At 62.0% G+C, this 14,715-nt stretch carries 11 protein-coding genes; 2 read left to right on the top strand and 9 right to left on the bottom strand.

The window, feature by feature from the left end; genetic code table 11:
- Nucleotides 1–89: 89 nt before the first annotated feature.
- The 9 genes from CV770_RS22475 to CV770_RS22435 form a co-directional block, all read right to left on the bottom strand.
- Nucleotides 90–1,562, bottom strand: a complete 1,473-nt coding sequence (locus CV770_RS22475; protein ID WP_104463893.1) for an aldehyde dehydrogenase family protein — start codon at nt 1,560–1,562, stop codon at nt 90–92.
- Between the two features lie 75 nt (nt 1,563–1,637).
- Nucleotides 1,638–2,807, bottom strand: a complete 1,170-nt coding sequence (locus CV770_RS22470) for an alanine racemase (RefSeq protein WP_104463892.1) — start codon at nt 2,805–2,807, stop codon at nt 1,638–1,640.
- Nucleotides 2,808–2,833: 26 nt separating this feature from the next.
- A complete protein-coding gene (locus CV770_RS22465; RefSeq protein ID WP_104463891.1) occupies nt 2,834–3,703 on the bottom strand; it encodes a GNAT family N-acetyltransferase in 870 nt (289 codons plus the stop codon).
- 276 nt (nt 3,704–3,979) lie between these two features.
- Nucleotides 3,980–5,407 (bottom strand): threonine synthase, encoded by a 1,428-nt coding sequence (gene thrC / locus CV770_RS22460; protein WP_104463890.1) that lies wholly within the window; start codon nt 5,405–5,407, stop codon nt 3,980–3,982.
- A gap of 73 nt (nt 5,408–5,480) precedes the next feature.
- Nucleotides 5,481–6,791 carry an NAD(P)/FAD-dependent oxidoreductase gene (locus CV770_RS22455; RefSeq protein WP_104463889.1) on the bottom strand — a complete coding sequence of 437 codons (1,311 nt, stop codon included), beginning with the start codon at nt 6,789–6,791 and terminating at the stop codon, nt 5,481–5,483.
- A 53-nt stretch (nt 6,792–6,844) separates the two neighbouring features.
- Nucleotides 6,845–7,723 (bottom strand): ABC transporter permease, encoded by an 879-nt coding sequence (locus tag CV770_RS22450; protein WP_104463888.1) that lies wholly within the window; start codon nt 7,721–7,723, stop codon nt 6,845–6,847.
- Nucleotides 7,724–7,761: 38 nt separating this feature from the next.
- Nucleotides 7,762–8,712: an ABC transporter permease gene (locus tag CV770_RS22445; protein ID WP_018321787.1), complete on the bottom strand. Its 951-nt coding sequence runs from the start codon at nt 8,710–8,712 to the stop codon at nt 7,762–7,764.
- Nucleotides 8,713–8,767: 55 nt separating this feature from the next.
- The gene (locus CV770_RS22440; protein ID WP_104463887.1) at nt 8,768–10,438 is read right to left on the bottom strand and encodes a peptide ABC transporter substrate-binding protein; all 1,671 of its coding nucleotides are present in this window, start codon (nt 10,436–10,438) and stop codon (nt 8,768–8,770) included.
- Nucleotides 10,435–12,126 (bottom strand): ABC transporter ATP-binding protein, encoded by a 1,692-nt coding sequence (locus CV770_RS22435; RefSeq protein WP_104463924.1) that lies wholly within the window; start codon nt 12,124–12,126, stop codon nt 10,435–10,437. The genes CV770_RS22440 and CV770_RS22435 overlap by 4 nt, the downstream gene beginning before the upstream one ends.
- A gap of 647 nt (nt 12,127–12,773) precedes the next feature.
- Here CV770_RS22435 and CV770_RS22430 point away from each other — a divergent pair.
- Complete coding sequence (locus CV770_RS22430; protein ID WP_104463886.1) at nt 12,774–14,099, top strand: NAD(P)/FAD-dependent oxidoreductase; 1,326 nt, start codon at nt 12,774–12,776, stop codon at nt 14,097–14,099.
- 113 nt (nt 14,100–14,212) lie between these two features.
- Complete coding sequence (locus CV770_RS22425) at nt 14,213–14,689, top strand: Lrp/AsnC family transcriptional regulator (RefSeq protein ID WP_018321783.1); 477 nt, start codon at nt 14,213–14,215, stop codon at nt 14,687–14,689.
- The last annotated feature ends 26 nt before the right edge of the window (nt 14,690–14,715 follow it).

Raw genomic sequence — 14,715 nt, 5'->3', positions numbered from 1 at the left:
TCGCATCGTGCGCTCGGTAGAATGTGCTGAAATCATCCAGGACTTCGCAAGATGTTCGGTTTTCTGGCCGTTTGAGCGATACGAGATGCTCAAGCGCGAGAGTGGTAAAATCCGAGGACGGCCTTGGTCTCGAGATACTCCTTCATGCCCTCGATGCCGTATTCGCGACCGTTGCCGGAACGCTTGTATCCGCCAAAGGGAGCATTGGGGTCCCAGTCAGGATAATTGAGATGGACTTGACCCGACTGGATCCGCGCGGCGACGGTTCGCACCGTCTCCATATCAGTGCCCTGCACGTGGGCGCCGAGGCCGTAGACGGTGTCATTGGCGATCGCGATCGCTTCGTCCACGGTGTCGTAGGGAATGATCGACAGCACCGGGCCGAAGATTTCCTCCTGCGCGATCCTCATGTCGGGACGGACGTTCGAGAAAATGGTCGGCCGCGCATAGAAGCCAGTCCGAAGATCGTCGGGCCGCCCTCGCCCGCCGATGACGAGCTTGACGCCTTCTTCCAGTCCGACGCCGATCATGGTCTGGATGCGCTCGAACTGCGGCCGGTTGGCGATCGGACCATGGGTCGTGCTTTCCGCAAGGGGATCGCCGACCACCAGTTCAGAAGCGGCCGCTGCGGCCAAGGTCTCGACCTCCTCGATCCGTGAGCGGGGCACGAGCATGCGCGTCGGCGCGCTGCAGGATTGGCCGAGATTGCGGAAGGCGGCGCCGACGCCGAGCGGAACAGCACGGCTGAGATCGGCGTCCGGCAAGATGATATTTGGCGACTTGCCGCCGAGCTCCTGGGCAACGCGCTTGACGGTGGGCGCTGCCGCTTGCGCGACGAGAACGCCGGCGCGCGTCGAGCCGGTGATCGAGATCATGTCGACCAACGGATGCGACGCGAGAGCGGCTCCCACGATCGGACCTGTCCCATTGACGAGGTTGAAGACGCCGGGTGGGCAACCGGCATCGTCCATCAGTTCCGCGAATAGCAAAGCGCTCAGCGGCGATAATTCGCTCGGTTTCAACACCACCGTGCAACCGGCCGCAATCGCCGGGGCCACCTTCGCAGTAATCTGATAAAGTGGCCAGTTCCATGGCGTGATGAGGCCGCAGACGCCGATTGGCTCGCGCATGATCGCGGTGCTGCCGCGCGCGGCGATGAACGGATAATTCGCGAGATTGTCGCGGGCGACGCGGATATGCTCGGCGGCCAACGGCACCTGAGCGCGGCGCGCATAGGTGATCGCAGCTCCCATCTCACAGGTAAGCGCCTGCGCGAACAGCTCCAGCCGCTCGAGGAGCAAACCATGAACCCGGTCGAGCAGCGCCGCTCTTTCAGCAGGCGGTGTCATGGACCAGCTGGCGAAGGCTCCTCTGGCAGCGGCGATCGCGCAGTCCACATCATCGTCGTCGCCGAGCGCGACGTCGGCGATCGGCTGTTCCGTCGCCGGGTTGACGACAATTGCGGCTGCCGCGACTGGTCCGATCGGCTTCCGCCAGTCTCCGCCGATGTAGAATTTTCCGAGGAAGCCAGCTTCCGTCAGGTGTCGAACGGGCGAGATCATTGGGAGCGATCCTTGATCCGGTAATAGACGCCGATCAGCGGCGGGAACCAGGGGCTGGGAATGGCCCGGCCAGTGCTACCAGCCGCGCATCCGGGGCCATCGGGCGTGAATGGCGTCGCCGCCGGCGGAGACGACGTTGTACAACTCGTGTTGCGACGCCGTCGCACAGGCGTGATTGGGGAGAATCCTGACCTTCGCGCCGATCGGAAGATTGGGCAAAGCGTGCGCCGACCCGGGCCTGATGGCGAGGATCCCGTGCTCCTGGCTTGCTTGCGAAACGATCAGGTCCGGATAGAGGTTGCCGGCCACGTCGCAGACCAGACCATATCCGTGGTCGACCCGCTGCGCCGCGGTGCCGCGGTCGCGCGACAGCGCCATCCACCCGGCATCGACCAAAATCCAACCCTTCTCGGGCTTGGTGCCGATCACGGTGGCGAGCACCGAGATCGCGATGTCGTCTGTCGTGCAGACACCAACACCGTGCATGACCAAGTCGAAGAACATGTAGACGCCCGCCCGCATTTCCGTGACGCCGGTCAGGTCCTCGGCGAAATGCGCTGTCGGGGTCGAGCCGACGCTCACGATGGGGCATTGGTGCCCGGCCGCCCGCAAGGCCTCCGCCGCGGCAACCGCCACCGCTCTCTCATTCTCCGCGGCCGCGACGAGAGCCTCGGGCGTGAAGAGGCTGTAGGATTCGCCGGCATGGGTGAGAACGCCGGCAAGCTCGACGCCGGCCTCGCCCAGCGCGACCGCGACTGCAATGAGCTTTGGATCGTTCGCGGTCAGCCCGCCGCGGTGACCATCGCAGTCAATCTCGATGAACGCAGTGGGTGTCACACCAGCGGCACGACCGGCGGCGCCGAGCATCCTCGCCTGCTCCGGCGAATCGAGCATTACCTTGAGGTCAACGCCTGCTTTGCGCAGACGCATCGCTCTTTCAGCTGTGTGGGGCGCCAGACCCACCGCATAAGTCATGTCGCGAAAACCGTGCCGTGCGAAATACTCGGCTTCCGCCAGGGTAGAGACAGTGATCGGCCCCGATCCGGACGGATAAGCCCGTCGCGCCACGTCGATGGATTTCGCGGTTTTCATGTGGGGACGCAGCACGACGCCCCGCTCCGCCATGCGCGAGGACAGGCGGGCGAGATTGCGATCGAGCCGATGCACGTCGAGCAGGAGAGCCGGCGTTGCCAGCGTGCCGAGCGTTGCAGCCATCTCGGAGTTCTGGTGATCCGTTCCGCTCATCTCCTCGCGTCGCACGTCGATGTCTCCTAGCCGAACGACTGATTGGGAATCGCAAACACGCGCGCCGGCCCGCTTGATGGTGCCGGTGTGCCCAAGATCATTGTGGTGGCATCGCCGACCTGCTCCAGGCCGATGCCTTCAAGCCAATTCCCGAGCTGCGATGTGGCAGAGGTGTCGATGCGGACAAAACCACTGCCGAGCCGCGCGAGCGCAGCCTCGATCAGCGCCTGTGCATCGGTCTCGGTTTCGGCGACGACGGGACCGATGACATGCCCGCGGCCAAAAAGCCGGGAGATGGCGTAGCCGCGGGCCATGCCGTCACGCTGCAGGACATAGCCATCACCGCTTTGGAGCAGCTGTTCGAGCATCTGTCGTCTCTCCAAGCCCGTAGCGTCGCGATCGAGCCGCATGATCGCCTCGAAATCCGAGGCAGCCATTGGCCTGACGAGCCCCGGCGGCGACTCATGGCGTCCTCTGGGAATTCCCTGATGCTGGTGGATGACCCCGATGGGGACGAAACCGCGCCGCTGGTAAAGCGCCTGGCCTTCCGCGGTCGAATTCAGCGCAATGCTTCGTGGACGCGCGGACGCCAGCAACGCATCCATGAGCCGGGCGCCATAGCCACGGCCCTGCGCGGTCCTCGCGACGATAATCATACCTGCGGAAGCATGGGTTTCGCCATACGGCCACCATGCCGCGGTCCCGATCACCGTCCCAGCGCGTTCCAGAACAAAGCCTTTGCCCAGCTGCAACGCGACATCCCAATCTTCGAGCCGATAGGGCCAGGACATCTCCTGCGAGAGCATCAGGGCGCCTTCCAGATGTGATCTGGCGAATGGAATGAGGATCACGTCTTCAGTGACACGATCTTCGGCCTGGTAAGCTGCGGTTTTCATGATCAATAAGCGTCTCTTTCTCGGGTTGCCCGGACCAGGCGCGAGCGCCTGACAGGGCGAGGCCATCTGATGATCCCCGCATGGTCTGCAGCGTACCTTGCGTCCGACAGCATTACGCAATCAGACTCGAGCAAAGTTCGGCATAGAATTTCATCGATGTCGCTTTGGAGTAGCCAATCTGCTGCGAGGGGCTATCAGAACGCTGATCACGTCCTCGAATGACAAACTCCGTAAGCACAGCCATCATTGATGGTGCGCCGATCCGGACTCGATCTTTCAGTTAATCGCATCCACCACAATCCCCCCGATGTAGTTCTTGACCGCCTGCACATCCGGCGGGAGGATCTTGACTCGTCTCGGCAACTCTTCGATGCCCTTTAGCCTTTCTGGACGATCCGCCTCGCGGCCCAACGCTTCCTTAATTGTCGCGCCGAATTTGACGGGCAGTGCGGTTTCGAGCACGACCATCGGCGTGTCGGAAGAGGCGTGCCTGCGTGCGACTCTCACCCCGTCTGCTGTGTGTGGGTCGATTTCGGTCTTGCAGCGCTTCCACGTGTCACGGATGGTCGCGAGCCGGTCGGCATGTGTGCTCCTTCCGCTACGGAAGCCGAAACGCGCTGCAGCCTCTGCAAATCTGGATTCTCCACTCAGGTCGAACGAGCCTCGCTCCCCGAGCTGATCAGCAAACAGCGATTTCGTTCGCTCTGCGTCCCGATCTAACAGGTCGAATACAAAGCGTTCGAGATTTGAAGCCTTGGAGATGTCCATGGACGGGCTTGAGGTTTCGAGCGTGTCTGCGCGACTTCGGACGCGATACACCCCGGTGCGGAAAAACTCGTCGAGCACGTCGTTCTCGTTGGTCGCAAGGACCAGCCGGGATATTGGAAGCCCCATCATGCGCGCAACATGCCCCGCGCAGATGTTGCCGAAATTCCCCGAAGGCACTGCAAAGCTTACACTTGTCGCCCCGCGTTCGAACGCCTGCAGATAACCGGAGAAGTAATAGACGACCTGCGCGAGGAGCCTCGCCCAGTTGATCGAATTCACCGCACCGATCTTGTATCGCTGCTTGAACTCCAGATCGCTCGCCACTCGCTTGACGATGTCCTGGCAATCGTCGAAGACACCATCTATCGCGATGTTGTGGATGTTGTGGTCCTGGAGGCTGAACATCTGAGCTTGTTGAAAGGCGCTCATTCGTCCGCGGGGCGAGAGCATGAACACCCGGACCCCTTTCTTGCCGCGCATAGCGTATTCTGCCGCGCTTCCGGTGTCGCCACTGGTCGCGCCAAGAATGTTCAAATTCTCCTGCCGGCGGTCCAATTCGTACTCGAGCAGATTGCCGAGCAACTGCATGGCCATGTCCTTGAACGCCAGCGTGGGACCATTCGACAGCTCCTGGAGATAAAGTCCCCTCTCCAGCTTTCGCAGCGGCGCGATGTCAGGCTTTCCGAATATCTCCGGCGTGTAGGTCTTTGCACAGATGGCTTTCAGGTCGACGGAGGGAATATCGCCGACATAGAGCGACAGGATCTCGAAAGCCAGGTTGGCGTAGGACAGCGTACGCCACGCATCCAGCGTGGCGTGGTCCACACGAGGATAGGTTTCCGGGACGTACAGCCCGCCATCCGGGGCGAGGCCTTCAAGCAATGCCTCGCAGAATTGCTTGCGGCCTGAATGGCCGCGGGTGGACACGTACTGCATCGTCAATCTTCTTTAGAGAGGCGGAAGTGCCTCCGGAACTCAGACCCTGGGTTGTAAGTTGGGCTGCCGGCCGTCAACGGCTGGCGCGCCACATCGCGATCCGGTCACGCATCCGGTAGCCTTGAATGAAGGCAGGCATGAACCACGGATTGCCTCGATAGAACGGGATGAAGGCCGGAGGCCTGAAGTCGAACGCGGTGCGCGCCCGCTCCTCGTGTCCCATGAGCTTGTGGGCCGCATGCATACCGACCCATGGCGCCCAGACCACGCCCGATCCGCAGAAGCCGCTGGCATAGACGATACCTTCCTTCTCGAAAATGCGCGGAATCATGTCGCGGTTCATGGCCACATGGCCGAACCAGGTGTGAGAGAGGCGAACGGCCTCCAGTTCAGGGAACAGATTCACCAGGCCCTTGCGCAGAAGCAGCTTCGGAGCGACGGGGTCGCCGACCCGAGAGCTGTCGCGACCGCCGAGCAAGATGCGTTTGCCATCAGGCGAGGGCCGATAATAGAAGCCGACCTCCCGGCTCTCCGTGATCATCATGCGTTTCGGCATCAGCCGCGCCATGACTTCGGGCGCAAGCTCCTCCGTCGCAATGATCCGGCTGCGAACCGGGACCAGCCGACGGCGCAGGAAGGGCACGGCGCCATCGGTGTAACCGTTGGTACACACCAGCACCTGATGTGCCTGCACCGGACCGGCCGCGGTGACGACGCGGAAACCGGAGCCATCTCTGTCGATCGAGATCACGGGCGTCCGCGCGTGGACTGTCAATCCGGAAGCGAGCGCGACCCGCAGCAGTTCGGCGTGAAACTTCGCCGGGTGCAGTCCGCCGATGTCCATCCGAACCGTACCGCCGCGATAGACATCGGTGCCGATATACTGGCGCTGCTCGGCATAGGGAACTGCGTAAGCTTCGATCCCAAGCTTCTTTGCGAGCCTCTCCGCGGTGCGCGCCATGGCCTCGTATTGCTCATAGCCGAAGGCGCCTTTGAACTGCCCCACCGGCTGGAAGTCGCAGGCGAGGCCTTCCGTCCTGATGAAATCATACAGGAACTCGCGTGCGGCCTTACCTTCCGCCTCGATCGCCAGCGCCCTCTCCTCTCCGAACCGGCGCGTGAGCGTCGCGTAATCGGGCCGAATGGATCCGCTGGTGATACCGCCGTTGCGCGTCGAAGCTCCTTCACCAGGGTCCATGGCGTCATAGGCCGCAACCGAGCGGCCCTCGCGCGCCAGCACCAGACCGGCCGAGAGCCCTGCATAGCCCGCGCCCACGATCAATACGTCGAGCTTCTTGGCTATTGGCTGCTGAGGCGGCGGCTTAAGCGGCGCGGCTTCCCACCAATAGGGCGTGGCCTTCTCGGCAACTCTCGGCGCGTGCATGGCTTTGCTTCTCGTATGGTCGCTGGTTTCAGCCGCGACTCAGTTGAAATCGTTCAGATGTGGTCGTTTCGAACGTCGAGGGCATCTCGCAAGCCATCGCCGATGAAGTTGAAGCTCGTCACCGCCATCGTAATGGCGGCACCGGGAATGATGGCAAGCCAGGGAGCGCTCGCCAGATATTGCTGGGCGCCATTGAGCATGTTGCCCCAGCTGGGCAGCGGCGGCTGGATGCCGTAGCCGAGAAAGCTGATATAGGCCTCCAGAAGGATCGCGCGCGCGACGGCCAGACTTGCGGCGACGATGATGGGACCCATGGCATTGGGCAGGATCTCGCGGAACATGATGTGCGCCCTGCGAAGCCCGACCATGCGCGCAGCCTGGACGAACTCGCGCTCGCGCAGCGAACGGACCTCGGCCTCGACGATTCGCGCAGTCTCCATCCAGCTCGTGACGGCAATGATCACGGTGATCATCGCCGGGCTCGGCCGCAGCGTTGCGGCCAGCGCCAGCACGAGAAAGATCGAGGGATAGGACAGGAAGCCATCGACCGTCCGCATCAATGCCGCCCCGACCCAACCCCCGCGATAGCCGGCCGTCACGCCAATGAGCGTGCCGATCAACGTCGACAGCAACATGGCGGAGAACCCCACCGCCAGCGAGACGCGCCCGGCCATCAACAGCCGCACCGCGAGGTCTCGCCCTAAGGGATCCGTGCCCAAGTAATGGTTGCCTGTCAGCGGCGGAGCAAAGCGGGCGCGCAGATCGATGTGGAGCGAATCGTAGGGCAAGACATAGGGACCGATGGCGCACGCCAGCACGAGCAGGGTGATCATCGCGATTCCCAAGAGCGCCAGGTGGTGACGCATGAAGCGGATAACGGCACGGCTGTGCCACCAGCGGGCCGGAGCTGCGTGCGCGACGATGGCGGTCATATCTACTCGCTCCTCTTATCTGTCGTGAGTCTGCAGGCTCAGGCCAGGCGAATGCGCGGATCGACGGTGGCGATCACGATGTCTGCGATCAGATTACCCAACAGGACCAGGATGGCCGAGAAGATCAACAGCCCCATCACGACCGGATAGTCGCTGTAACCAAGGCTGTCGAGAAACAGCCGCCCCATGCCCGGCCAGGTGAACACGGTCTCCGTGACCAGCGCGCCGGTGAGAACGCTGGGCAATTGCATCCCTGCCAGCGTGATCATCGGCAACAGCGCATTGCCGATGACATGTTTCAGCAAGATGCGGCGTTCGCTCACGCCCTTGGCCCGGGCCGTCTTGACGAAATCCTGACTGAGCGCATCGAGCGTTGCCGTCCGCATGTAACGGCTCCAGATAGCGACATGAACGAGGGACAGCACCAGGCTCGGCAAGATCAGGTGATGCAGATAGTCCAGTACCGAGCCGTCGCCAATTGTGTACATGTTGCCTGCGGGCACCCAACCCAGCTTCAGGGTGAAGATGTAGATGCCGATCAGGCCGAACCAGAACGTCGGAACGGACAGCGCCACCATGGCGCCGACAGTCGCGCAGTAGTCGAACAGCGAATAGCGGTGGGTGGCGCCGCGGATTCCGATCCAGGCACCGACCCCGATCGCAAATGCGGTGGACGTACCCATAAGCAGTAGCGTCGCCAGCAAGTGTCGACCAATCACCGTCAGCACCGAAGAGCCATCGCGGAACGAGTGTCCCCAATCGCCCTGGAGCAGCCGCCAGGCCCAATCGAGATACTGCATCCATAGCGGCCGGTTCAACCCGAGCTGCGCTGCGAGCCGCTCCACATCCTTCTGGGTCATCCCCGGATCGAGCCCGAACTGCGCCAGAGGACCACCCGGCATGAGGTTGAGAACCGTGAAGCCGATGATCGAGACGATCACCAGCAGCACGATGCTCTGCAAGAGACGATTCAGCAGGAAGGCGGACATTCGAGTCCTCCATTAGCGTGACAACACCGTCCGACGCGGTCCGTCCGGCGAGACATCAGCTCGCCCAATACCAGGCGAGCGCGTTCCAGGACTCCGTGCGCGTGTTGCCATTCGGCACGAATCCATTGATCCCCTTCTTGAGACCTTCGACCGAGTTGCTCTGATACAGCGGTAGGAAAGGCAGATCGCGGCGCACGAGTTCCTGTACGCGAGAGTAGATCGCGCGCCGCGCTTCGGGATCGAAGGTGCGTGCGCCTTTGTCGAGGAGAGCATCGACCTCCGGATTTGCGTATTGGGCATTGTTCGAGCCGCGGCCGCCCTTCGCTGCGATCGAGCGCGAGTGGAGGCGATTGGTGACGTCCGGATCGGCGCCAATCAGATACGAGCTGCCTACGATCACGGAATCGAACTGCGATTGCACCCAGAAATCGCCCCACATCACGGCGGCGGGCAGGTTCGATATCTTCATCTCGACCCCCAGTTGCGCGAACGTCTGCTGCAGGAACTGCTGCACCTGTTCACGAAGGGGATCGCCCGACGTGGTCGAATTGGTAAAGGACAGGCGAACGCCGTTCTTGGCGCGAATGCCGTCCGCGCCCTTTGCCCAGCCGGCCTGATCGAGGATCTTGCCCGCGCGCTTTACATCAAATTGGTGCAGGGGCAGATTGGCGTGGAAGAAGAAGGACTGCCGCGGCATGAACGTCTCTGTCGGGGTAGGCACCCCGTAATAGAGCCCCTGAATGATCGCCTCCTTGTCGATCGCCGCGTAGAGCGCCTCGCGAACGGCCAGCTCCTTGAACTGCGGGCGCTCGAGGTTCAGGTAGAAGGATTCGAACGAGGTCCTTGGGACGAGCGTCACCACACGGTTTGGCAGCGTCTTGGCTTCCCCGTAATGATCGGGCGTGATGTAAGGCTGGCCCACGAGATCAATGTCGCCGCTCTTGAACTGGGTGTAGAGGACCGTGAGATCGGGAATGTATTTGAAGACCAACCTCTCGATGTGAGGGCCATCACCGAAGTATTCGGTGTTCGCAACGAGTTCGAGATGATCACCAGCAACCCTCTTGCTCCACTTGAAGGCGCCGGTGCCGACCGGCGCCTGGTTGAAGGCGGCGTTGTTCGGATTGGCCTCTTTCTCGAGGATGTGCTTGGGGACGATGAAGGATTCGGTCAGGAACGACAGATACGGCGCAAAGGCCTCCTCCATTCGCCACGTGATCTCCGTCGGCGAGACCACCGTGATGTCGCGCACGAGAGCATGGCCGGCCGTGCGCCAACTCCGGAAGTTCGGATTCGTAATCAGCTCGAGCGTGAACTTCACGTCCTCGGCGCTGAACGGTTTGCCGTCGTGCCAGCGGACATCGTCACGCAAACGAATACGCCAATTGAGACCGTCTTCCGAAATGCCGCCATTCTTCTGGTTCGGCACTTCCACGGCCAGGTTGGGCTGAATAACGCCCTGAGGATCGATGCGAAACAGCGCGTCGAAGACCGAGAAATGCACGCCATCATCGACTTCAATGTGTACCATCAGCGGATTGAAGACGGTGGGCTCTTGTCCAAGCCCGACGATCACGCGGCCGGTTGGCTTTGTCGGAGAGGTGCGCGCGTGGGCCGGCTTGCCCAATAGATTGGGCGCGATCAGGCCAGCAGCTCCGCCGATCGCCACCATTCGCAGAGCATCACGCCGCGAGTAGCTCGATGTCGTTGCAGAACCCTTGGTCATAACGTCTCTCCTCCCTTGTGCTGTCCGCCATACTCTGCATGTTCGGGCATGCTCAGGGGTTGCTCGCCCGGGATTGCTGCCACCAGTTCTCGCGTGTAGGTGGATTTCGGATCGAGGAATATCTGGGACGGCGGTCCGCGCTCCACGATTTGTCCTCGATGCATGACGGCGATTTCATCGCAGATTTGGCTTGCGACGCGCAGGTCATGCGTGATGAAGATCATCGAGACGCCGGTCTCCCGCTGGATCTGGTCGAGCAGCTTCAAGATCTGGGCCTGGATCGATACGTCGAGCGCTGAGACCGCTTCGTCGGCAATCAGCAATTTTGGCTTGAACATCAGCGCCCGCGCGATGCCGACGCGCTGGCGCTGCCCGCCGGAGAACTCGTGCGGATAGCGCTCAAAGGCGCCTGCATCCAGGCCGACATGGGACAGAAGCTCCCGCGCACGCTCGCAAGCTTTGTCATAAGGCATGCCATGCGCGACCGGGCCGACAGTGAGAATTTGACCGACCGTCGATCGCGGATTGAGCGATGCGAAAGGATCCTGAAAGATCATCTGGATCTTCGGCCGTAGCGGCCGAAACTCGGCTTCGGAGAGCCCGGCGATGTCGCGGCCTTCGAACAGAATCGAGCCGCCGTCGCACTCCATGAGCTTGATCAACAGCCGACCGAGCGACGACTTGCCCGAACCGCTTTCCCCGACGACGCCGAGCGTGCGACCCGACGTGAGGTCGAAGCTGACCCCATTGACCGCAGGCACGATGCGCTGCGTACGGAAAAGCGCGCTGCCGCTGCGATAAGTCTTTGCCAGGCATTCGACCTTCAGGATCGACGCTCGCTCCAGAGCTTCCGAGGGAACGCGGTCCTTCCCGGTCAGGTGGGGCACGGCTGCGATCAGACGGCGCGTATAGAGATGACCGGGCGACTTCAGCACCTGCGCGGCACTGCCCTGCTCCACGCAATGGCCCTTCTCCATCACCACAACGTGGTCGGCAATCTCCGCGACGACGCCGAAATCATGGGTAATGAACATGACGCTCATTCCCTTGCGGCGCTGAATGTCGCGGATCAGTTGCAGGATCTGCGCCTGGGTCGTCACGTCGAGTGCGGTGGTCGGCTCGTCCGCAATCAGGATCGCAGGTTCGAGAGCCAGAGCCATGGCGATCATCACCCGCTGCCGCTGCCCGCCCGAAAGCCGGAAGGGATATTGGTGATACATGAGCTGCGGATCAGGCAGACCCACTTCAATCAACAAGTCTATGGCCCGGCTGCGGCGCGAGGCCGGCGTGCCCACGTCGTGCGCGGCCATCACCTCCTCGATCTGCGCGCCCACGGTCATCAGCGGGTTGAGCGCCGAGAGAGGATCTTGAAAGATCATCGAGACGACTCGGCCGCGCAGACTGCGGAGCTTTTCTGGCGCGAGGCCTACGATGTTCGTCCCATTCAGGTGGATCGCCCCCGAGGTGACCCTGATCACCTTCGGCAGAAGCCCCATGATCGCATTGGCGGTGACCGACTTGCCCGACCCAGATTCTCCGATGATGCAGAGAATCTGTCCACATTTGAGATCGAAGGAGATGTTCTCGACGGCGTGGGCCCGCTCCATTCCTTCAGGCAGGCTCACGGTCAGCTCCCGCACGGAGAGCGCGACATCGGCGGGGGCTGCAGCCGGCTCACCAGAGGCCATCGGAACATCCTCCCTTTTTAGCTTCGTCCGGCCATCCTGCTGCGAGCTGCGCCTTCGGTTCTTTGCCTTGCCACGCTTCTTCGACAGGTCGACGATTTGACGCTCAACGTGCCATTCCTCCATTGGAGGCTGCGACATGATTCAGGCCTCCTCGCGCAAGAGGCAAGAACTCTTCTTCGGAGCGCGGCGCCGACCGAACGGGTCAGTTCGATCGAAGCGAAGCATGGATGGCGCGGACCTCATAGCTTGATCGCTTCCGCCAAGATCTGCTCCTCGACAAGGCTCATGCGGGTTGCCTCTATGGACTTCGATCCTTCGATCCGTTGTGCCGATCTTGATGATTTCAATCACCGCGGAGTCGCCGAAAGCCGGCATCCGGGCAGCACGAACTTCTGAAAACGAAGTCCGATTTGGCATTTCAATCTGCGCCGCCCGCCGTGCCCCCTGCCAGGAAGGCGCGCGACGGATCGCAGGAGCACATGCATCAGTCTCGCCGCCTGCAAGCTGCGACGCAAGCAAGGTATTTTCGCAATATTAGCCTGCGCCAAAGGCAGTAAACCGCAGGATATTCGGTCTCACGACGAAAGTCCGCGGGGGCTGCCGCAATTCCTCGGTTACGCTACGCAACCACCGGAGATCCCTGTCGGATGAGCGCGCCGCTCCTGCATATCGAATCCAGTCCATCCCTTCCTCGTGAGGCGGACGTCGTCGTCATCGGCGGCGGCGTCGTAGGCGTGTTCACAAGCTACTATCTCGCGCGTCGCGGCCTCAAGGTTGCCTTGCTCGAGAAGGGCCGCGTCGCCGCCGAGCAGTCCAGCCGCAACTGGGGATGGTGCCGCCAACAGAACCGCGACGCACGGGAGCTGCCGCTTGCGACCAAGAGCCTCGATCTCTGGGAACGAGTTGCCCAGGAAACGGGTGAAGACACGGGCTTTCGCCGCTGCGGCCTATTGTATTTGTCGAATGACGAGAATGAGCTGGCAGGCTGGGCCAAGTGGCGAGACTTCGCCAGGACCGTTGGCGTCACGACGCATCTGTTGAGCTCGGAAGAAGCGAGCGGTCGGGGCAAGGCGACGGGTCGCAAGTGGAAGGGCGGCGTCTTCTCGCCGACAGACGGGACGGCGGACACTTCAAAGGCCGTCCCCATCGCCGCGCGTGCGATCATGGCGGCGGGCGGCACGGTGCACCAGCTCTGCGCCGCGCGCGGCATCGAGCTCAGTGCCGGCCGGGTCAACGGCGCGGTGACCGAGGCGGGCACGATCCGGGCGAAGACGGTGGTCATGGCAGGAGGCGCATGGGCATCTTCGTTCTGCAACCAGCTCGGAATTCGCTTCCCGCAGGCATCCGTGCGCTCTTCGATTCTCGCCCTGGCCCCGGGCGCGGCCGGCCTGCCTGATGCCCTTTACGCAGGGCTGGTGTCGGCCACGCGCCGCGGCAATGGCGGATACACGCTGGCCATCAGCGGGCGCGCGCGACTAGATCCGACGCCGCAGCAGGTCAGGTTCGGCCGCGAATTCCTCCCCATGTTCGCCCGCCGCTGGCGAAGCCTCAGCCCCGGCGCCTTCGAGGGCATGCGGCAAGGCCACGAATCCCTGGCGAAATGGAGGCTCGACGAGGTAACCCCGATGGAGCTGAACCGAACGCTCAATCCCCGCCCCGACATGAGGCAGATTCGGCTGACGCATCGACGCGCGTGCGAGCTGGTCCCCGAGCTGCGGCACCTCGCCATCTCAAACGTCTGGGCCGGCTACATCGACAGCACACCGGACGGCATTCCGGCAATCGGCGAAGTTGAATCCATTCCAGGCTTCATCCTTGCGGCGGGGTTCAGTGGCCACGGCTTCGGGATTGGGCCCGGCACCGGGCACATGATCGCCGACATCATCACCGGTCGAGCACCGATCGTCGACCCGCGTCCCTACAGGCCGGAACGGCTGAAAATGAGCGCCTGGGGCAAAGTCAGCGAGTTCTGAATTGCAGTTTCCGCCTCGTTGGGAAAAGCTGCTGGTTGATGCTATGACAATGCATATGACGCTGAAGACTCAAAGCCCTGACGCCGTTGTCGGCCCCATCTGATGGCATTGCTATGAAGCTCGATAAGATCGACATCAGGATTTTATGCGAACTGCAGAAGAACGGGCGCATTTCCAACGTCGAGCTCGCAGAGCTGATAAATCTTTCGCCGAGCCCGTGCCTGATGCGCGTCAAGAGGCTCCAGACGGAGGGCTTCATCACCGGCTATTCCGCCCAGATCGATGTTGCCAAGCTCGGACAAACTCTGACGGTCTTCGCTGAAATCACCCTGAAGAATCATCGGCAGATCGATTTCGCTCGCTTTCTCACGACGATCGAAAAGATCGATTCGGTCGTCGAATGCCATCTGGTTTCGGGCGGGTACGACTATCTCGTCAAGTTCATCACCGCGGGAATCAGCGAATATCAGGCTGTCATGGAACGCCTGGTCGAGATGGATATCGGCATCGACAAGTACTTCAGTTTCGTCGTGCTGAAGTCCCCGATCGTGAAATCCCATCTGCCGCTCGAAAGCATCTTCGATAGCTAAGAACAATCTCCGACCGGCAGCGCGGT

Origin of the sequence: Bradyrhizobium sp. AC87j1 (genome assembly GCF_002936975.1) — a bacterium.
Classification (GTDB): Bacteria; Pseudomonadota; Alphaproteobacteria; order Rhizobiales; family Xanthobacteraceae; genus Bradyrhizobium; species Bradyrhizobium shewense.
Note: the sequence above shows the minus strand (reverse complement) of the source record. Positions and strands in the feature narration are given on the sequence as shown.

Excerpts from the sequence above, each read along its gene's own strand:
- CV770_RS22475 (WP_104463893.1), bottom strand. The coding sequence starts at position 1,562 with ATGATCTCGCCCGTTCGACACCTGACGGAAGCTGGCTTCCTCGGAAAA.
- CV770_RS22470 (WP_104463892.1), bottom strand. The coding sequence starts at position 2,807 with ATGAGCGGAACGGATCACCAGAACTCCGAGATGGCTGCAACGCTCGGC.
- CV770_RS22465 (WP_104463891.1), bottom strand. The coding sequence starts at position 3,703 with ATGAAAACCGCAGCTTACCAGGCCGAAGATCGTGTCACTGAAGACGTG.
- thrC (WP_104463890.1), bottom strand. The coding sequence starts at position 5,407 with ATGCAGTACGTGTCCACCCGCGGCCATTCAGGCCGCAAGCAATTCTGC.
- CV770_RS22455 (WP_104463889.1), bottom strand. The coding sequence starts at position 6,791 with ATGCACGCGCCGAGAGTTGCCGAGAAGGCCACGCCCTATTGGTGGGAA.
- CV770_RS22450 (WP_104463888.1), bottom strand. The coding sequence starts at position 7,723 with ATGACCGCCATCGTCGCGCACGCAGCTCCGGCCCGCTGGTGGCACAGC.
- CV770_RS22445 (WP_018321787.1), bottom strand. The coding sequence starts at position 8,712 with ATGTCCGCCTTCCTGCTGAATCGTCTCTTGCAGAGCATCGTGCTGCTG.
- CV770_RS22440 (WP_104463887.1), bottom strand. The coding sequence starts at position 10,438 with ATGACCAAGGGTTCTGCAACGACATCGAGCTACTCGCGGCGTGATGCT.
- CV770_RS22435 (WP_104463924.1), bottom strand. The coding sequence starts at position 12,126 with ATGGCCTCTGGTGAGCCGGCTGCAGCCCCCGCCGATGTCGCGCTCTCC.
- CV770_RS22430 (WP_104463886.1), top strand. The coding sequence starts at position 12,774 with ATGAGCGCGCCGCTCCTGCATATCGAATCCAGTCCATCCCTTCCTCGT.
- CV770_RS22425 (WP_018321783.1), top strand. The coding sequence starts at position 14,213 with ATGAAGCTCGATAAGATCGACATCAGGATTTTATGCGAACTGCAGAAG.